Source organism: Endozoicomonas sp. 8E, assembly GCF_032883915.1.
GTDB lineage: Bacteria > Pseudomonadota > Gammaproteobacteria > Pseudomonadales > Endozoicomonadaceae > Endozoicomonas_A.
On record NZ_CP120717.1, the window covers coordinates 2,605,445 to 2,623,350 of the forward strand.

Consider the following 17,906-nt stretch of genomic DNA (forward strand, 5'->3'; position numbering starts at 1 on the left):
GGAAAACTCGTGAGAGGATAGATCAGGGGGATTGTATCTGTGTAGTAGGTTTATTGGAATAATCAGGCAGGTTTCAGGGCATCGCTTCCAGATGATACGACTTAATTCATCTGGTTTGGCGCTGAAGTTTAGTAAACTTGAATGTATTCAGGGCTTACACCCATGCCCCAGAAGATCACGGTAGTGATCATGATAGAGACCAGAACAACCAGCCCGATGCAAAGCACTGAGCTGGCATAGACAAACCCCTGTTCTTTAGGTATCTGCATGAAGGTTGGCAGACCGGAATACAGCATCAGGGCTGAGCAGGACATGGCGATAGTGCCGGCAACAATGGTCAACCATATAGAGGGATAAAGCCCGCACAGGCCAGCCAGAAAGAGTGGTAAAGCGGTATAACAGCTAAATGCAACACTCTGTGTCATGTTGGGTTTGCTGCCAAAGGTTTCTGCCATCCATTGGATGAATGCACCCATAACAGCTACGCCCGCCAGTATGGCCAGCCAGGCAAAAAATGCCATGAAAGCAGCACTGGTTTGCGTTAACTTGACGACCTGATCACTGCCCGGGACTGTCCAGCCGATTCGAGTCGTCCCCAGATAAGTACAGACCGCTGGCAGGGCAGCAAGCCATATGATCTGGCCCAGGTAGAGGCGAATAATGCCGGGAGGGTGCTCCCGAATATCGGTCCACTCTTCTTTCGGACGAAAGAGAAGCCCCCAAAAGTGACTTAATATCATGGCGCAACCTCCGTTATGGCTGTACCAGTAGCTGGTAATCCTTACGTTTTGCTAAGTAATCAGCTACAAAACAGCGGCTAATATGTTGTTATTATTCACTGCAACAGGCATCGGCTCTTCCTATTTAACAGGATCGGTTGATAGCCTTGACTTCAGTGTCTACATATTTCTTGTAGGAAGTAAAGTAATATCGTCCCAATGCAGATTTTTTTATTGAATAATACGGCAATTATTTCGTCGTTTAGTAGTCGTATAAGGGCTTCGGTGCATGACTGTCTGGTTCAGTTCGCTGGTTTGGTGGATTGTGAGACTAAACGGTTAGTATCATAGAACTCCGGAATGATTACTTGACTTCAGGCGAAGCCGTTTTTGTTTAAAAGTAGTGTGTAGAAAGTTTCGTTTTTGCTGGACGGGCTCAGGAGAATTACATAGACCATGATGACTAGAATTGATCGTTTGTTTCTATTACTGCTGGCAGGGCTCGTTGCTCTGGGAAGCGGGTACAACAGAGATTTTCAGCCTGTGAAAGAGCCCGCAAATGAACCGGTGCAAAAGGTCACCACAGAGGAAGTCAAGGTTGAAAAAAAGGTTCAAAAGAATATACCCGACTTTGCTGCCATCGAGGACGTCAATAAGAAGAAAAGTCAGTTCTTTGCCCACGTGAAGCAAATGGTTGATGAAGAGAATGAGCGTCTGGCGGCTATTCGTCAGGAAGTTAAAATGCTCAGGGAAAAATCGACTCTGCATGAACGCGAAGAAAAGTGGCTGTTGGATATGGCCCGAAAGTTCAGAGTGGATGAAGAGCTTAAAGTCAGTGATGAGCTTTATGACGACCTGCTGCACAGGGCGGACGAGATTCCGGTATCGCTTGCTTTGGTGCAAGCGGCTAACGAGTCGGCCTGGGGGACTTCAAGGTTTGCCGTTGAAGCCAACAACTACTTTGGCCAGTGGTGTTTTACTCCGGGCTGTGGTGTTGTTCCCGGTGAGCGTCCGGAAGGTGCGACTTATGAAGTCAGGAAGTTTCCTTCATTGGAAGCATCGGTTCGGTCGTATATGCATAACCTCAATACCAGCCATCATTATGAGGGTCTGAGGGAGCTGCGCTCAAAAAGAAAATCCATGGGACACCCGGTTACCGGACCGGTACTGGCCCAGGGACTTTATGCCTATTCCTCCAGAGGTATTGATTACATAGAAGAGTTGGTATCCATGATCGAGAGTAATGATTTGCTGAAGTACGATCTGGAAAAGCCTCTAACGAGGCACTAGCAGCCTGTCGGACTTAAGTCTGCCCTACTGCGGTTGCGATAAATTGGTCTAAAAATTCCTGCCTCTTCGTCAAATAGCCCCGCTATTCTCCTCAGAAGCAGAAATTTTTATCCTCAATTTCTCGCAATCCTCGCTACGGGCGCTTAAGTCCGACAGGCTGCTAGGCTGCCCAGAGCAATAGTGTAGCTATTGATTGCACTTATATTGCTGATGCCTCAGCAGCAGGCAGCTCCCTCCAGTGAATGCTGGAGGGGTTGAATAAAAGTAACGAACCAGGGAAGGCGTGTTGCATCAGGCTGCCAGAGTGATTTAAGAACCCGGCCAAAGCAAAGCGAAGAGCGGGGGTGTCAGAGGTTCACAATATTCACAATGGAAGCTTGTTCAGGCTTTTCGTCTTCATCGCTTTCATCCCTGAAGGCCAGAGGTACATCCACTGGGTCAAACGCAGTGTCTCCATCTTTAACAGGTTGACCATCCGCCGTCAGATTCTTGAAATCAAACAGTGAGCTGTCTGCCAGATGGGAGGGTGCTACGTTCCTCAGAGCTCTGAACATACTCTCCATTCTGCCGGGGAAGCGTTTGTCCCACTCGGTGAACATAGCCTTGATCGCCTGCCTCTGAAGGTTTTCCTGAGAGCCACAGAGATTGCAGGGGATAATCGGGAATGCCTTGAACTCGGAAAAACGGATAATATCCTTTTCACGGCAGAAGGCAAGAGGACGGATAACCGTGTGCTGACCGTCGTCACTGACCAGTTTGGGCGGCATGGCTTTCATCTTGCCGCCATAGAACATGTTCAGGAACAGGGTTTCCAGAATATCATCCCGATGATGGCCCAGGGCAATCTTGGTGGTTTTCAGTTCGCTGGCCGTGCGGTAGAGGATACCTCGGCGCAGCCGAGAGCAGAGTGCGCATGTGGTTTTGCCTTCAGGCACCTTCTCTTTGACAATGGAGTAGGTATCTTCCTCGACAATGCGGTACTCAACACCCAGGGTTTCCAGATAATCAGGCAGCACATGTTCAGGAAAGCCAGGCTGCTTCTGATCAAGGTTAACTGCGATAACGTCAAAATTGACCGGCGCATAAGTCTTCAGGTTCAGCAGAATATCCAGCAGGGTATAACTGTCCTTACCCCCGGACAGACAGACCATGATGCGGTCGCCGTCCTCAATCATGTTGTATTCGGCGATGGCCTGACCAACCTCTCGTCTCAGGCGTTTCTGTAGTTTGTTGAAGTGGGTTTTTGCGCTTTTTGTCTGCATCTGCATTTTGGTTCTGTCTTGTCTCTAAAAGTACCCAACTTCATTTAAAGCCCGTAAAGGGGGCGGTTAAACCGGGTGACTTACTGCTCTGGATAATGTTGAAACGGGCAAGATCCCGAAAATTCACAACATTATAATCAAAGGTTTCAAGATAGGCATCAGGGATAATGACAGCAGAAGCTATAAGTACCTAACCAATTGGTTACCTCCCGAATTCACAGGGCCGGTGGCCGCTATTGTGAATGAGCTGTCGAAATATGGTTAACTCTAGCTATGCTTAGCTAATGGACAAAATGCGAAGGGACACAGGTTCCTGTCGTCTATACACAGAATAATCGTGGACATTTATTCAGGGGACTTCCATGGCTGATTACGAGAAACTTAGAGTCTGGTTATTATCTCGCAGAGACGAGTTGAATATCCGGCTCGGAAACATCAATAAAGATATGACTCGCAGAGCTAATGCCGATTGGTCGGAGCAGGCGCAGGAGAGAGAAAATGATGAGGTTATTGATCAGCTGGGTAATGATGCCCGGGCTGAACTTAATCTGATAAACAAAGCACTGGATCGTATGAATCATGACGATTACGGCTTCTGTACCGGCTGTGGTGACAAGATAGTTGAAGCCCGTCTGGCCGCTATGCCTTACGCCGATCTTTGCATCAAATGTGCAGAAAAGCGGGATCGCGCCAGCTGACCGCGTCAGGGAGTCTTCAGGCTCTCTGATACTGTCTTTTCTGTCTCATTAGAATTCGTTATCAAAGCACTGTAACTGTCCACAAAGCTTTCGATGGGGCCGGGGTGGTGGCGATGATAGTAATTATGCCAGAGCTTACCCAGCGCATGGACATCATCATGGGGTACCTTGTGGATGGGCTTATTGGTTCGGTAATAGATCATCCAGGCAATGGCAGTAGCATAAGAGAGGTTGGTCGCTAATTCCAGATGTGGATGAGCGAGAAATTCTCTCTGGCTGGCCAGTCCCCGTATCAAACTGGAAAGGTCGGATTTCTTCGCCAGGTAGTGATCCCAGATATTGCGGTGCATTCTGGGTGAGATTTGATAAATCCCCAGAGCCTGATGGTGCTCCTGTTTAAGATGAAACCCCAGACCGGATTCTCTGGCCGCAGTTCCCAGCAGCAGGTTTTCTGCAGTAGGACTCCACATTCTTAAATGCTTCAGGGTAGGGCGAACAACATAGTGGCGCAGCTCCTTTGCACAAATACCCATTGGGATTTCCTTTGTCTTAGAGCATTATTTTCATTATTCAGATTATCGTAGCACTCAGAAAATTCTTAAGTACAGCAAAATTTAACCAGAGAATACTTCGGGTGTGAAAACCATAACAGCCCCTGATAGTCATTTTCCGATAAAACTGAATATCTGGAGATTGCGAAGGGGTTAAAAGGCGTGGGGTGTCAGGAAAGAAAAGAGGGGGACTAATCCCCTTCAAATTCACACAGTGAGAAGACAGGAATTCCCGCTTCATTTAATGTCTTTGAACCACCAAGGTCCGGAAGATTAATAATGGCAGCCGCTTCCAGAATTTGTCCGCCCAGTTGTCTGACCAGTTGACCGGCCGCAAGCAAAGTGCCACCCGTGGCAATCAGGTCATCAACCAGAATGACCTTATCGCCTTTCTTAATAGTGTCTGCATGAACTTCAAGAGTTGCCTTGCCGTACTCAAGTTCATAATCCTGAGCGACAGTATTGTAGGGCAGTTTTCCCTTTTTTCTAAACAGGATCAGTGGTTTGCTCATGGCATATGACAATACAGAGCCCATCAGGAAGCCCCGGGCATCAAGAGCACCGATCCGGTCAAACTCAACATCCATATAGCGATGAATGAGGCTGTCCATGACCGACCGCCAGGCTTTGGGGTTCTCGAAAAGAGTGGTCACATCCCGAAACTGAATGCCGGGCTCTGGCCAGTCAGATACAGTTCTAATCTGTGCTTTCAGATAAGCTTCATCAACGATCATACCTTTCCCTTAATGTCCGTCCCTGGTGTGTTTATAAGGAGGAGATAATCTGTTCCAAATCGACAGACTTTCCACCCGCCAGAGAGCATAATTGAATCGGGTCTCGGATTTCAATTTCTTTGCCCACTGCGAAGATCAGACCGTTTTTCTGGAACCGGGTAAATACCCGACTAACGGTTTCTACAGCCAGTCCCAGGTAATTGCCCATTTCATTGCGGGACATGGACAGTCGGAATGATTGGGATGAGAAGCCTCTGCGACGGAAACGACTGGCCAGGTTGAGCAGGAAGGTCGCAGTTCTTTCATCGGCGTTTTTCTTGGACAATAGCATCATCATCTGCTGATCTTCACGAATCTTCTTACTCATCAGACGCATCATATGACGACGCAACTCCGGGAATCGATCGGATAGCGTTTCCAGCTGGTCAAAGGGGATCTCACAGATCATGGTGGTTTCCATAGCCTGAGCAGAGACCGGGTAGACGTCAGTATCGAGACCACTCAGGCCCAATATCTCACTAGGAAGATAGAAAGACGTAATCTGTTCCTCACCTTCATTGGTGGCGGTATAAGTCTTTATGGCCCCGGAGCGGACAGCGAAGACGCTGGTAAACGGGTCTCCTTCCAGGAACAGGTGTTCCCCCTTCTTGAGAGGGCGGCTTCGCTTGATGATGCGATCAAGCTGGTCAATGTCTTGTAGGTTCAATGCCAGAGGCAGGCAGAGGGAGCTAAGACTACAGTCCCTGCAGGCCACATGGCTAGGCTGTCGTACATTGGGCTTTGACGTCATTGAGTGGCCTCAAAGTCGTATTGGCGAAATCGCTGCCGATTCTATTGAAAATGCTACCAAAGTGTAAGTCTGTGCTTTCCGAGACTAAAGCGTAATTCCTTCATACTTAAGGTTTTTTCGGAAAATCCTTACTGGGTTGCGATAAGTCCGCACTAAAAAATGTTGTACTTGATCAGTCGGTTGGCACTTAAGTAATTGAGCTTGAACAGAAGGCTGTAAACGCTATCAATACCTATGATGCAAGAAAGATGTTCTTCACCGCCAATGTGCCGATAACTGTATTGAATACAATTTCGTAAATCAGGGAGATTTACGCTATGAGTCTGCTCAGCTCAGTGACAGGGATCCTGTTTACTCCAACCGTGCAAGAAGTTGCACCTCGAACCTTTGAGGAGCTCGTTGCTGCAGAGGATCTGACGTTCAATGATCTTTCGCCACAGGAAAAGCAAATCCTGATGGCCAGAAAGGGTGAGCTGACAATCGAGGAACTCAGAGCATTAAAGCTCGAAGAGACCGAGTGTGCTGAGCTTGAAGAGGCGCATCGTACCCGGCTTCAAAAAAGTGCGATCTGGGATGGCCGAAGAATTGCTGTCACGATAGCCAAGGGAACCGGGGTTCTGGCCGTCGGTGCTTTTGCCGCCGGGGCAGCTTCTGTATCTGTGCCTGTTGCTGCCGGGCTGGCTGTATGTTCAGGGGTGGGCTACCTGTTTTATTTGCGGACCCATTCAGGCGAGCTGGAAACACGTTCAAAGCAACTGACTGATTTTGTCATTACCCATGCACAACCCCAGAGAATCATTCGCGAGCAGCTGGAGCTAAGAGAGTCTGAGCGTGCAGAGGCTCTGGATAGAAGGCTCCATGAGGCAGAAGAAGCGCTGAAGTTGGAGAGAAAACGAAAAGCAGACTTGGCCAGTCAGCTTTTCCCGGAAAAGCCGGATCTGGCTTCAGGGCAAGAACACTTTGAAGAGCTACAGAATCGAATTGAACAACTCAGGGCTGCAGAGCAACAGCAAAAAGAATTGTCCGCTGAGTTGAGAGTATTGACTGAGCAGCACAGGAACGTTGATCTTGAAATAGCAGGAGTACTTGAAGAAGTTGAACGATTGAGTCAGGAACTCAGGCACAGGCAAGATAGTGACAAGGGAAGAGATCGCCAGCAGCTAAAACAGCAGGATTTGAGGCTGCACGAGAGGCTTCAGCTTTTCCAGAAACAGGTTGCGGGGCTTGAAAATGAAGCACAGATACTGACTGAAACCATTAAGGAAAAAGATATTGAACTTGAAAAGCTGGATCGGCAGAAAAATCATCAGGCTACTGATATTCAGGCACTGATTCTGCAAAAGAAAGCCGTTGAGCGAGACACCATTAAGCCATTGCAAAGAAGGCTCAGGGCAGCCGAGAAGATGCTGATGGAGGCAGGAGCCGATCAGCAGACTATTCAGAACCAACTGTTTCAAACCCAGCAGACTGTTCGATCTCTGGAAGCGGAGGTAAAGACGGCTTCTGATGCGGCGGTTACCCAAAAGCTTGATTTGGAAAGGGCTACTGAGAGGGTGCTGTTACTGGAGTCTCAGCTGAGTTCTGCCATTCAGCATAAAGACAAAACCTATCAGGACTACCTGATTGTCATTGATGAACTTAATGCTGTTCGTATGCAGCTTGAAAGAAGTCAGGGGTTGCAGCAGGAGCTGGAGGGTCAGCTGGAGAAGGATAAGGTGGCTCAACGCATTCAGGAAAGGCAACTGAGGTCAGATCTGGAACAGTTGCAAAAAGAGAAAGCCGGGTTGATCAATCGCTCAGCAAAGGTCGCTTCCGAGAATCAGTTATATCGGGAGCAGATTGATCTGCTTACCCGGGAAGAGCAGATGGTCAGGGCGCGTTGGGTAGAAGCCCATAAGTCGACTCAGCGTCTTAAGCATGTTGAAAAAGAACTGAAGGCCCAGGGAGAACTGCTCCAGGAAACCAGAGTTCATTTGCAACATGAAGCTTCTTCCAGAAAAGTGCTGACAGCAGAGCTCAATGGTTTTAAGCAACGGGAAGCAGCCGTTGCTAAAGAAAAAGGTTTGCTGGAGGTGCAGATCCAGCGTCTCAGGGAACAGGAAAAGACCGATCGGGATGCGCTCGTCTCGACAGCGCATCAGCTTGAAGAGAAAAAGAATGAACTTGAATTGTTGCAGGAAAGTTATACCCGCCTTCAGGAGAATATCAGTCAGGGTGAGCTTTCGAATCAACAGCTCAGAGCCGAACTGGACCGGGTGAGACTAGAGGTGCTGGTTAGAAATAGAGAGATCCGGGAAGTTCGCGACCTTTTACAGAAAACAAAAAGTGTTCTGGAAAGCTCTGAGCAGAAGGCATTTGACCTGAATGCAGAGTATGAGTCCGTGCGCAGCCAGACCATAGAGGGGACTGTGGTCAGCGCTATGGATCACGTGTATCAACTGACCAGTGATTTGGTGAAGACCAGAGACCATTCAAAAAAGGTTGAGGAGCAAAAGCATAACCTGGAGCTACAGTTTCAGACGCTGAGCAGCATGAATAAGCAGCTGCTTGAAGAAGTCGCTCAGCTTGATAATAAACGGGGTAAGAAGAGAAGGGGCTGGCAACAGCAAATCAGGCAGGCCAAATCTGAAGCTGAGCAGAGTCAGGCACTTGCCAGACGATTACAGCAGGACCTGATCAGCAAAAACTCCTCGGTTGATGAAATGAGTGAGAGACTTAAGCAAGTTGAAGAGGCGTTCGGTCGGGTCTCGGAGCAGTTAAATGTCAAAAAGCAGGAAGCGAATGCTGTATCCGTTCAGCTGGAGTCAACCAGGATAGAGTCCGAAGAGCGAAGGCTAAAGCTCGAAGAATTGGAAAACTCCGGGGCTAAACTGCAACTCAGACTGGATTCCCTGACCAACGAGCTTGAGCTGCTCAGGTCAAAACCGGAAGGCATTGATAAACAAGCTCATCAACGAGTAGTGGATGAGCTGGAAAAAGCACAAGGAAATGTTAAAAAATTACAGGGAGAACTGAGTGCCAGTGACGATCTTGTGAGCGAATCTCTGGCTTATGTTCAGACGTTGCCAGAGCTCAAAGGTAATCTCAGGGACATTGAGGAACATCTGTCGCTCCTTGAGGGGTATTTGCAAACGCCCCATGAGTCGTTTCAAACTGATGCTGATGAGTATACCAGGACCTTGTCCCGGCTAAAGTCTGAATGTCAGGAGATCGCTGTTCTGACGGGACAGGAAATGACCGCTCTCAAACGTCAGGTCGAAAAGCTCCATGATATGAACTACCTGTTGAAAGTTCAGGACGTAGAGGGTCAGACAAAGACTCTGGAAACCCGGGTTAAGCTGGCTGAAGCTCTGAGAACGCTCAATGGGTTGCAAAAGGGCAGAGATCCTGAACAGGCAGACAAGTTTGCTGAAGACCTGGTAGCCGCTGAAACCTCGCTGCAGGCATTAAGACAGGAAGCGAAAGGGCTGTCACGGACTCTCATGACAGTGAAGAATCATCCTGTTATTCAGGCTGAAGCAGATTCCGAAGCCGGGGCTCTGAACCAAGTGCGCAATGATCTCTTGCTGGAGCAAAAAAAGTCAGCAGATTATCTCAGTCAGATCAATGCGCTGAAGATGCAGTTTGTACGACAGTATTCTGAAATTCCACTGTCGCATATTTCTGATGAAGACTATCCCCGGGCGATTCTGGAAGTGGTTAAAAAGTACATTGCCGTTGATGAACATGAAGCCCGTCTGGGGGCAGGTCTGGAAGCCATGCTGACCGATCCTCTGGATTATATTCACCGCATTGACGATTATGACGATGACGCCAGAGACTGGGAGATTGAGTTGGCTGGCGAAGAAGCTCTTGAGAGCTGGCAGCTGGCCCTGAATGAGGAACAGCTTCGCTCCAGGGCGTACTTCAAAGAATTGATGGCCCTTAGGACATACCTGATCGCTGAACTGGAGTATCGTGGATTAACAACAAAAGCGCTGGAATGGGGCATGGACGAGCTACAAGCCATTATTGTTGATCAACTGCGAAGGGATGGAAGGCTGAAAGACTCCTCCCAGACGATTTCACCCGCAACGACAACCATGCCTTCGTCATTGCAGTCGACGGCAAATGACCCGGGCAGTCTGCAGCTCGATGACCCTGTGGGATTGAATTGGGATTATAGTGATATGGTTCAGTATTCAAGCGATGACGATTTAACTTCTGTTGTCTCTGACGATGAAGACAATGCACCATCAGAATACGATTCGACCCCTTCTGAAGGCGGCAGTCTTGAGGATTCTGTTGAGAGCACCATACTTCGGCAGCAGCTGCCTGAAGAGTTGGACTATCAGGAAGAGTTTTACCAGCAAGTGCTCTCTGCAGTGGATGAGCTGGAGGAAATTGACCGTGAGCTTGAAGAGCTGGATTGGTCTGAATCTTCCGATGAAGAGACCGGGGCAGAGAGTCCGCGAGTCAGGCTGGAACAGAGGAGGCAAGAGCTTATCGACTGGCTCCGGCAGGAAGATGTTATCAATATGATGCAAAAGTTTCGTTAGCAAGCGGACAATACACAACCGTTAATATAACAACCTTGTTAGTCAAATCCTGAAAATAATCGGTCATAGTCCCCCGAAGGAATCAAATTAGTACTCCGGGGGGGAAGGATTATGGCCGGAAAATCACTCAAATTATCTTTGCTTTTGCTCATGCTGCTGGCAGCCGCTGTGTTGCCGGTGCCAGTGCTGGCCATTGATCCGGCTTTAATTGTGACTGGCGGAACGGCCCTGCTGGGGACTGGGCTTGGTGGACTCTCCTACAAGTTTGGTCAATGGCTGTACGGCCCGGACAACGGCAGTGATGATAAACCTGCTCCGGTATTGGTTGAACCGGTCTCTTTTTTTAATCCCGGTGAAGACAAGCCTTATGAAATTACTCTCAGGCTCCTTGAAAATGGTGGTGATGGAGGCGGTGGTGAAGGTGGAGAAGCCCGGGTTAACCATAAACCTGACTCGGATTCGAGTCTCATCCCGACAGATCCTGCAAGTCCGAAAAAGCCTGGAAAACCTGACGAGGGGGTAAAAGGCGTTCAGGAAAAGTGGGTGGTTATCAGAGTCGAGAAAGGGGCTGCCAGTCGTGAGTTGCAGTCAATGATCAATCAGCCTCTGCCTCAAGCCGGAGAAGTGCTCTATCATCCAACCCCCAGTGCTCAGGCGACGTTAAATGGGACACGCCACTTGGAAATGGCTTCTACCCAGGCGCTGTTTAGTCAGTTGAGTGATCTGCGTCAGATTCTGGATCTCTTCCGCAATGGTCAGGCTTTTCTTCTTAATAATGCCAGTCTGGATCAACGTACTGTGAAAGGAGGTAATCAAACATCTACCGAGAAGTTGCAGAGCGGTGAGAGCAGTCGGTGGCACAGCTTTGTACAAACTTATGGTTCGAAATCCCATTACTCATCACTGCCTGGTTTAGGGGGAATGAATGCCGACAGTCATGGGCTGAATGTCGGTGTATTCACTCAAGCTGGTGAAAATACCCTTGTGGGCCTGATGCTGGGTAGCCGGAAAACGTCAGCCGGTTTCCAGCAGAGATTGGGCTCGGGCTCGTTAGAATCTATACACTTTGGTCCGTTCCTGTCCTGGCAGAGGGATCAATGGCAGTTTGATGGCGCCCTGACTCTTGCAACCAAACAATACAGCAGCAAACGCACGGGTACCGATGGTCATCGACTTCGGGCTTATCGCTCAGGCACCGACTGGAATGCCTACGGTGCCCTGGGTTATGACATCGATATGAATAACTGGCTCAATGGTCTTACCGTCACGCCAATGGTTGAGTTTCTTTATCATCATTCAGAGTCGGACAGCTTCAGAGAGAGAGGCTTGTCTGATGAAGCGCTGGCTGTGCGCGGGCAGTCCTTTGATCAATCGATTTTACGATTGGGCAGTGACTTTGTCTTATTGAATGGAACTGGGGATACCCCCTCGGCCCTCAAACTTTCTGCGGGCTACCAGCAGCAGACGGTGTTGAGTGGAAAGTCCAGATACACAGTTAATAATACCGGGCAGCATGGACTGTCAGAATATCGGGCTCAGAAGATTAACGACACGGGGTGGTATCTGAGTATGGGCTACAACGCCATAATGTCCGGGCGATCCAGTCTGAGCATGAATTATACGGTGATTCGATCCAGTCGCAGTACCAGTGATGGCCTTCAGCTGAGCTACACACGATCTTTCTGATTCTTACAACAAAAACCGGGCTGTCTGACCATTCTGACCTTTGAAAGGATAACCAGACAGCCCCCTGGAAATCGTGCATTGCCCGCATTCCTGTACGAGAACTGTCAAATAACCTTTGAATAGAGTTTCTGCTGCTGTTGTATCTGCTGTTTAAAATAACCATCAAACTGCATGCAGATGTTTCTGATCAGCATTTTGCCTCTGGGTTCTACTTTAATCCCCTGCTCAGTCAAAGAAAGCAAACCATCGTCAGCCATAGGTTTCAGTGCTGCCAGTGCATCAGAGAAATAGTCACTGAACTTGAAGCCATAACGCTCTTCCACCTCAGCAAAGTCCAGTTTGAAATGGCAGATCAGTTCGTTGATGACACTCTGGCGAATTTCATCATCACGATTCATGGTTAAACCACGGTAGATCGGAAGACGGGCTTCATTGATCGAGTTTTCATACGCCTCCATGCTGACATGGTTTTGCGCATAAACACCGCCCACCTTGCTGATAGAAGAGACGCCCATGGCAATCAGATCGCAGTGACTGTGTGTGGTATAGCCCTGGAAGTTCCTGTGCAGGGTACCTGTTTCCTGGGCAACGGCCAGCTCGTCATCCGGCAGGGCAAAGTGATCCATGCCGATGAAGACATAACCCCGCTCTACCAATCTCTCGGTAGCCTGATGCAGAATGTCCAGCTTTTCCTCAGGAGAAGGCAGGTCTGCCTCATTGATCCTTCTCTGTGGTTTGAAACGGTGTGGCAGGTGAGCGTAGTTAAACAATGACAATCGGTCTGGCGCCATCTCGATCACACGGTTCACGGTATTCATAAAACTTTCGACGGTCTGATGAGGCAGGCCGTAAATCAGGTCCATATGCACTGACTTGAAAGTCATGGTTCTGGCGGCATCCAGAACAGACTGAACCTGTCCTTCGGGTTGCACCCGATTGATGGCTTTCTGAACCTTCTCGTCAAGGTCCTGCACACCGATACTGATACGGTTAAAGCCCTCGTCACGCAGGCGGGACATCATGACCCAATCCACCTCGCGAGGGTCCAGCTCGATGGAAAAGTCCGAATGATTTTGACAGTTGAAGTTAAAGACGGACCGCAGCTTGTCCATCACCGCAGAAATCTGGTCTGGGCTCAGAAACGTCGGAGTACCGCCACCAAAATGAAGCTGTTCAACTCTCTGGTCCCGGCCGAACAGACTGGCTTGCATGTCAATCTCACGAAACAGGTAGTCAAGGTAGTCTTTTGCTTTGGAACGGTGCTTGGTGACTATCTTGTTACAGCCACAGTAGAAGCAGACGTGACTGCAGAAAGGTATGTGTACATAAAGCGACAGGGGGTTGTTGGTCGCACTGCTTGCCCGGGCGCTGGATTCATAGTGCTCGAGGTTAAACCCCTCCTGAAACTGAACGGCAGTAGGGTAGGATGTGTATCTTGGGCCACTGAGGTCATACTTCTTGATCAGACCTGTATCCCATACGGGGGCTGCACTCATGTTAACTCTCGAATTGGTTACAGCTCATCTGGCTGGACTCTGTTGATGACTCTGCAGGTAAACAGCCGATTGACCGCTTCATTTATTAACAGTTTAAAGACTAAAAAGCCAAATGTATTTGACGTGTGTCAATAAGTAGGTGACGCAAATCATACCGGTTCCCATGCTTTCGCCTGTGGGGCAGACATGGAAAAAGTTTTCTTTAGGGCTGTGGATTCAGGAGAAAGGCCGTTAGAAATGCTAACCGGAATGTCATTAAGAGGTCTTTGCGTGAAGGCTAAAATCAATTGATAGCAAAGTAAGGAATTTGCTTCACTGCAAACCTGAGAGTTCATACAGGCAATCGGGAACTTTTAATGTCCGTTGCCTGTCTAACACTATAAATTATCACGGAGGATAGATTATGGCTTATGGATTAACACCAACAACAGACAACTCCGCAACCGGGGCTGAATTTCAACCGCCGCAGAACAGTTCCGCGGGGGCCGGTAGCTGTCCGGCGACAACATCGAACGGTCGACGTCTGGTTAAGGTTGAGCCTACATCTAACACAAGTAGTACAAGCCCAACAGGATGCGATCCGCGCCAACGTGTTTCATTGGATCAACGTACCTGTCAGTGGTTGGAAGAACTCCAAAGCTTTACAGGCCGGAATGTAACCGATGTAAATCAGGCTGCAAGCAGTGTGGCAACCACAGCGGAATCAGAACCATCGCAGTATTGTGAATCGGAGGGCACTGGCTATTCGGCACCAACATATGTTGGTACAGGTTCATTTGTAAGAAGAGATGCTGTTTCATCTGATGAGGACATCAGCCACCTGAAGGTAGCCCATGCATCGCCTGCAAACACTGGCAAAGTTTTTGAACAAAACGGAAAAATCCCTGCTGAGTTTATTAAAGAAATGACCAACTTAGTGTTAGAGGAAGAAAGATTTAAGCCTGAAGATTTAACCCAATTAAAAGAAGATAAAGATGCACTGCCATTTTTATTGACACCCTATGATGTAGAAGACGAGAACGGCAATCTTTACAGTGAATACATAATGTCAAAGGATTCAGAGGATTCAGAGGATTCAGAGGATTCAGAGGATTCAGAGGATTCAGAGGATTTTGAGGTCAGGGGCGTCCGGGTAGGTATTAGGGAGTATACACTGGAGCCAGACACTGAGTTGAAGGTAGAAGCATTTTACTCATTTATGATGGGGGTGCAGGACAGTAAAGATGTACTCCTTGGATTTGGAATTCTGGAAAGTGGTCATCCATTCATATACGAAGAAGATTCGAATTCCAGTACCCAGGTTCATTACGTGCCATGTATTACTATTGCACCTGACTGGAGCAGTCTGATTGATAATATAGATAATGATTATCTGGAAAAATTTGTAAAAAATATGGATGAAGGCAATTGTCAATTGCTCGACGATTGGCTAGAAATCACCCCATCAGGCAACCTCGATGATATACGTGATAAATTGAAAATTGTTTTAAGTCCCGACTTATTGGATACGTTCTGTCAGCAGGTGTTCAAGATGATCAATCATTGAGCCACCTGCTCAAATCGGGCTGTTGCGTGCCCTGTTGATTAGAACAGCTAACCGGTATGTCATCAAAATGCTTTTGCGAGAAGGGTATAGTCCATTTACGGCGAAGCAAGCATTTTCTGCGTTGAATAGTCAAGAGGGCACCAGGTAATCGGGAACTTTTAATGTCCGTTGCCTGCCCAAAATTATAGATATCACGGAGGATAGATTATGACTTACGGAGCAACAAAAAGCAGCGCTGCAACCAGAACTGAATTTCAACCGCCGCGATACACTGCAGCGAGGTCCAATAGCTGTTCGACAACAACTTCAGATGGTCGAAGTCTGGTTGGGCTTGAGCCTGTATCTAATGTAAAGCCAACAAGGCAAGATCCACTCCAATCTGTCTCATTTGCTCAACGTACCTGTGAGCGTCTGGAAGTAATCCCAGACTTTACAGGCCGAAATGCAGCCGATAGTCAGGGTTCAGGCAGCGCCGCAACCAGAGCGGAATCTCAATCATCGCAGTATTGTGAATCGGGGGCCAGTGGCTATTCGGCATCAACATATGGTGATCGAAGTGAAACTTCGAGTTCATCTAATAGTTCTCCAGGAGGAAACATGATGGCTAGTACTCTCGGATTTGGAGGAAAGTCCGAAATCTTTCCTCCACATTATCCAATGTTTGTTGAAATTGAGCCGAATAATTCTCTCGAAGAAAGTGAGCAGGACTTCTATAGACAGCGGATGATCGAATATAGTCAAAATCTGACCGATTATAGAGAACCAAAACCTATCACAGACACAGTAGTAACAAACCTGACTGCAGAAAGATAAGTGCGCAGAAAAGCGCCAGGGGTTATCGAATAAGCGTTACTCGTTCCGACGCTCCAGCGTGGGAATGCATATCTCCCCAACAAGCCAGACACAGTAACTAAAGAGAGTATTTGGGTTCCCACACTGGGACACAAAGTGCCTGAAAGCATGGGGTTAACCTCACCAAGAACCACAACGGCAGAGCATTCACTTGTGCGCCGACAGCACCTAATCAGTCTATGCTGGACAACAAATAATATCGGACTCAACCGGGAGAGAATATTTTGGGGGTTATTGGTTTTAGCAGTTTTTTATTGCTTAAGGTTCTTTTCGGTGTTGTCAGCTACTCCGGAGTGATTACCTGGGAAGAGATTCAGTCAGGCCATATTGATAGCCGAAGAAGACCTGTCCACCTGGCAGTTTACCTTGGTTATTTGGCTCAATTGAAGCTAAGTGGGAAATCGCCAGAAACTGCTGTTCTGGAGAATATTTTCAAGCTATCGAACCAAAGGGCGCTGGAGTGCAGTGATGGTCATTGTATGTTGGAAAGCCAGCTGGTGTTGAATAGTTTTCCCTACTGGTTGGAAGACGACGTAATGCATCTGTTGCTGTTTATATCCGGCAAGGACTGGCAGGAAGAGTATTTGCGGGAAGAGTCAAAACGACTGTTAAAGAAAAATCTTGGCGAGTTACTGTCAAGGTACTCTCTGGAATGGTATATCCATGTGAATCCACCCCATAAACGAACCGTGGCGGGTCTGGCTCATGCTCATATCTTCATCAGGAGTGTGAACTCAAAAGAGATTGCTGATCAGGTCGAGCAGATCTTGCAGTCTGGTAAATAAGGGCGGGATCTCTGGTAGTTCAGTAATGGCCGCCATGCTCGACAGAAAGTATGGACATGACCCAACCCTGGTGCGGGCCCGGAATACTGTAAAGACCAAAGAGAATCATCATAATGCCGGCAATATTGCGGGTCATGCTGGCTTGTATGACAGACGCCAGTTGTCTTGCAAACATTCCGGTCAGAAATACAGAGGGCAGGGTGCCCAGCCCAAAAGCGGCCATCAATAAGGCAGACTGAGTCGGGTTATTCTGACTGGCAGACCAGATCAGTGTGCTGTAAACCAGCCCACAGGGAAGCCAGCCCCAAAGGGCACCCAGGGCCAGAGCATCAGGTGTGCTGCGAATAGGTAGTAGTTTGCTGGCGAGCGGTTGAATGTGTTTCCAGAGGTGCTGCCCCAGCTTTTCCATTTTCATGAGGCCTTTCCACCAACCGGTGATATAAAAACCCATGGCGATCAGCATGGCGCTGGCAATGATTCGAAGAGAAGATTGCAAGGCTTCGCTGGCATCTCCCAGAAACCAGCCCACTAATCCAAGTAGCAGGCCCGCCAGAGCATAACTGCTGATTCGGCCTGCATGATAAGTCAGCATTAACCAGCTGGTTTCAGCTTTTGAGCGCCCTTTGAGGGAAAGGCTCAGGGCCGAGGTGATACCCCCACACATGCCAATGCAGTGAGTGCTTCCCAGCAAGCCAAGGGTGGTTGCGGCCAGTAGAGTGGGTGCTTCGGTCATGGCTGTCTGTCTGCTCGGGGCTGTTTATAGGCTCAATACTGTTTCTGATTACTCTTTTTTGGACGGACGACTGGCTTTTGGCGGGTTATCGTCAAAAAGAATACTGTGGGCGGGTCCTTCCAGATCATCAAACTGATCATTATCTACTGCCCACAGGAATATCGCGACTGCAAGGGCAATCAGCACTACGGCTATAGGGATAAGAATGATCAGGCTTTCCATTGGG

The 17,906-nt window shown here is 48.4% G+C and carries 16 protein-coding genes; 7 read left to right on the top strand and 9 right to left on the bottom strand.

Translation table 11 applies throughout. The annotated features are described in order from the left end of the window. Positions 1 to 128: 128 nt before the first annotated feature. Positions 129 to 740, bottom strand: coding sequence for a Yip1 family protein (locus P6910_RS08780; protein WP_317145893.1), 612 nt, complete (start codon positions 738 to 740; stop codon positions 129 to 131). A 435-nt stretch (positions 741 to 1,175) separates the two neighbouring features. Between P6910_RS08780 and P6910_RS08785 the strand changes: the two genes are divergently transcribed. After that, positions 1,176 to 2,009 carry a glucosaminidase domain-containing protein gene (locus P6910_RS08785; protein WP_317145894.1) on the top strand — a complete coding sequence of 278 codons (834 nt, stop codon included), beginning with the start codon at positions 1,176 to 1,178 and terminating at the stop codon, positions 2,007 to 2,009. Positions 2,010 to 2,356: 347 nt separating this feature from the next. Here the strand turns inward: P6910_RS08785 and ttcA are convergent, their stop codons facing one another. After that, positions 2,357 to 3,277 carry a tRNA 2-thiocytidine(32) synthetase TtcA gene (gene ttcA / locus P6910_RS08790; RefSeq protein ID WP_317145895.1) on the bottom strand — a complete coding sequence of 307 codons (921 nt, stop codon included), beginning with the start codon at positions 3,275 to 3,277 and terminating at the stop codon, positions 2,357 to 2,359. 356 nt (positions 3,278 to 3,633) lie between these two features. On the opposite strand from ttcA, the gene P6910_RS08795 reads away from it, so the two are divergent. Continuing rightward, entirely contained in the window at positions 3,634 to 3,969 is a 336-nt protein-coding gene (locus tag P6910_RS08795; RefSeq protein WP_317145896.1) for a TraR/DksA family transcriptional regulator, read from the top strand. A gap of 5 nt (positions 3,970 to 3,974) precedes the next feature. Here the strand turns inward: P6910_RS08795 and P6910_RS08800 are convergent, their stop codons facing one another. From P6910_RS08800 to fnr, 3 genes are all read right to left on the bottom strand, one after another. After that, positions 3,975 to 4,502 (bottom strand): hypothetical protein, encoded by a 528-nt coding sequence (locus P6910_RS08800; RefSeq protein WP_317145897.1) that lies wholly within the window; start codon positions 4,500 to 4,502, stop codon positions 3,975 to 3,977. A 209-nt stretch (positions 4,503 to 4,711) separates the two neighbouring features. Then, positions 4,712 to 5,251 (bottom strand): adenine phosphoribosyltransferase, encoded by a 540-nt coding sequence (locus P6910_RS08805; RefSeq protein ID WP_317146524.1) that lies wholly within the window; start codon positions 5,249 to 5,251, stop codon positions 4,712 to 4,714. 34 nt (positions 5,252 to 5,285) lie between these two features. Further along, a complete protein-coding gene (fnr, locus tag P6910_RS08810; protein WP_317145898.1) occupies positions 5,286 to 6,044 on the bottom strand; it encodes a fumarate/nitrate reduction transcriptional regulator Fnr in 759 nt (252 codons plus the stop codon). Between the two features lie 317 nt (positions 6,045 to 6,361). On the opposite strand from fnr, the gene P6910_RS08815 reads away from it, so the two are divergent. Both P6910_RS08815 and P6910_RS08820 read left to right on the top strand, forming a co-directional pair. Continuing rightward, positions 6,362 to 10,582, top strand: a complete 4,221-nt coding sequence (locus tag P6910_RS08815; protein ID WP_317145899.1) for a hypothetical protein — start codon at positions 6,362 to 6,364, stop codon at positions 10,580 to 10,582. Positions 10,583 to 10,693: 111 nt separating this feature from the next. After that, positions 10,694 to 12,268, top strand: coding sequence for an autotransporter outer membrane beta-barrel domain-containing protein (locus P6910_RS08820; protein WP_317145900.1), 1,575 nt, complete (start codon positions 10,694 to 10,696; stop codon positions 12,266 to 12,268). A gap of 104 nt (positions 12,269 to 12,372) precedes the next feature. Here P6910_RS08820 and hemN read toward each other — a convergent pair whose 3' ends face one another. After that, positions 12,373 to 13,764, bottom strand: a complete 1,392-nt coding sequence (gene hemN / locus P6910_RS08825) for an oxygen-independent coproporphyrinogen III oxidase (RefSeq protein ID WP_317145901.1) — start codon at positions 13,762 to 13,764, stop codon at positions 12,373 to 12,375. A gap of 403 nt (positions 13,765 to 14,167) precedes the next feature. On the opposite strand from hemN, the gene P6910_RS08830 reads away from it, so the two are divergent. Beyond that, entirely contained in the window at positions 14,168 to 15,310 is a 1,143-nt protein-coding gene (locus P6910_RS08830) for a hypothetical protein (RefSeq protein ID WP_317145902.1), read from the top strand. A gap of 430 nt (positions 15,311 to 15,740) precedes the next feature. Here the strand turns inward: P6910_RS08830 and P6910_RS08835 are convergent, their stop codons facing one another. Beyond that, positions 15,741 to 15,884, bottom strand: a complete 144-nt coding sequence (locus P6910_RS08835; protein WP_317145903.1) for a hypothetical protein — start codon at positions 15,882 to 15,884, stop codon at positions 15,741 to 15,743. 23 nt (positions 15,885 to 15,907) lie between these two features. On the opposite strand from P6910_RS08835, the gene P6910_RS08840 reads away from it, so the two are divergent. Both P6910_RS08840 and P6910_RS08845 read left to right on the top strand, forming a co-directional pair. After that, positions 15,908 to 16,123: a hypothetical protein gene (locus tag P6910_RS08840; protein WP_317145904.1), complete on the top strand. Its 216-nt coding sequence runs from the start codon at positions 15,908 to 15,910 to the stop codon at positions 16,121 to 16,123. 293 nt (positions 16,124 to 16,416) lie between these two features. After that, the gene (locus P6910_RS08845) at positions 16,417 to 16,947 is read left to right on the top strand and encodes a DUF3605 domain-containing protein (protein WP_317145905.1); all 531 of its coding nucleotides are present in this window, start codon (positions 16,417 to 16,419) and stop codon (positions 16,945 to 16,947) included. 19 nt (positions 16,948 to 16,966) lie between these two features. On the opposite strand, the gene P6910_RS08850 is transcribed toward P6910_RS08845, so the two are convergent. After that, a complete protein-coding gene (locus P6910_RS08850; protein WP_317145906.1) occupies positions 16,967 to 17,680 on the bottom strand; it encodes a sulfite exporter TauE/SafE family protein in 714 nt (237 codons plus the stop codon). A 48-nt stretch (positions 17,681 to 17,728) separates the two neighbouring features. Further along, positions 17,729 to 17,902: a cbb3-type cytochrome oxidase assembly protein CcoS gene (gene ccoS, locus P6910_RS08855; RefSeq protein WP_317145907.1), complete on the bottom strand. Its 174-nt coding sequence runs from the start codon at positions 17,900 to 17,902 to the stop codon at positions 17,729 to 17,731. Positions 17,903 to 17,906 lie beyond the last annotated feature (4 nt).

Coding starts and splice junctions, on each gene's coding strand:
- P6910_RS08795 (WP_317145896.1), top strand. CDS start 3,634: ATGGCTGATTACGAGAAACTTAGAGTCTGGTTATTATCTCGCAGAGAC.
- P6910_RS08800 (WP_317145897.1), bottom strand. CDS start 4,502: ATGGGTATTTGTGCAAAGGAGCTGCGCCACTATGTTGTTCGCCCTACC.
- P6910_RS08830 (WP_317145902.1), top strand. CDS start 14,168: ATGGCTTATGGATTAACACCAACAACAGACAACTCCGCAACCGGGGCT.
- P6910_RS08850 (WP_317145906.1), bottom strand. CDS start 17,680: ATGACCGAAGCACCCACTCTACTGGCCGCAACCACCCTTGGCTTGCTG.
- fnr (WP_317145898.1), bottom strand. CDS start 6,044: ATGACGTCAAAGCCCAATGTACGACAGCCTAGCCATGTGGCCTGCAGG.
- P6910_RS08840 (WP_317145904.1), top strand. CDS start 15,908: ATGATGGCTAGTACTCTCGGATTTGGAGGAAAGTCCGAAATCTTTCCT.
- ccoS (WP_317145907.1), bottom strand. CDS start 17,902: ATGGAAAGCCTGATCATTCTTATCCCTATAGCCGTAGTGCTGATTGCC.
- P6910_RS08835 (WP_317145903.1), bottom strand. CDS start 15,884: ATGAACTCGAAGTTTCACTTCGATCACCATATGTTGATGCCGAATAGC.
- ttcA (WP_317145895.1), bottom strand. CDS start 3,277: ATGCAGATGCAGACAAAAAGCGCAAAAACCCACTTCAACAAACTACAG.
- hemN (WP_317145901.1), bottom strand. CDS start 13,764: ATGAGTGCAGCCCCCGTATGGGATACAGGTCTGATCAAGAAGTATGAC.
- P6910_RS08820 (WP_317145900.1), top strand. CDS start 10,694: ATGGCCGGAAAATCACTCAAATTATCTTTGCTTTTGCTCATGCTGCTG.
- P6910_RS08780 (WP_317145893.1), bottom strand. CDS start 740: ATGATATTAAGTCACTTTTGGGGGCTTCTCTTTCGTCCGAAAGAAGAG.
- P6910_RS08815 (WP_317145899.1), top strand. CDS start 6,362: ATGAGTCTGCTCAGCTCAGTGACAGGGATCCTGTTTACTCCAACCGTG.
- P6910_RS08785 (WP_317145894.1), top strand. CDS start 1,176: ATGATGACTAGAATTGATCGTTTGTTTCTATTACTGCTGGCAGGGCTC.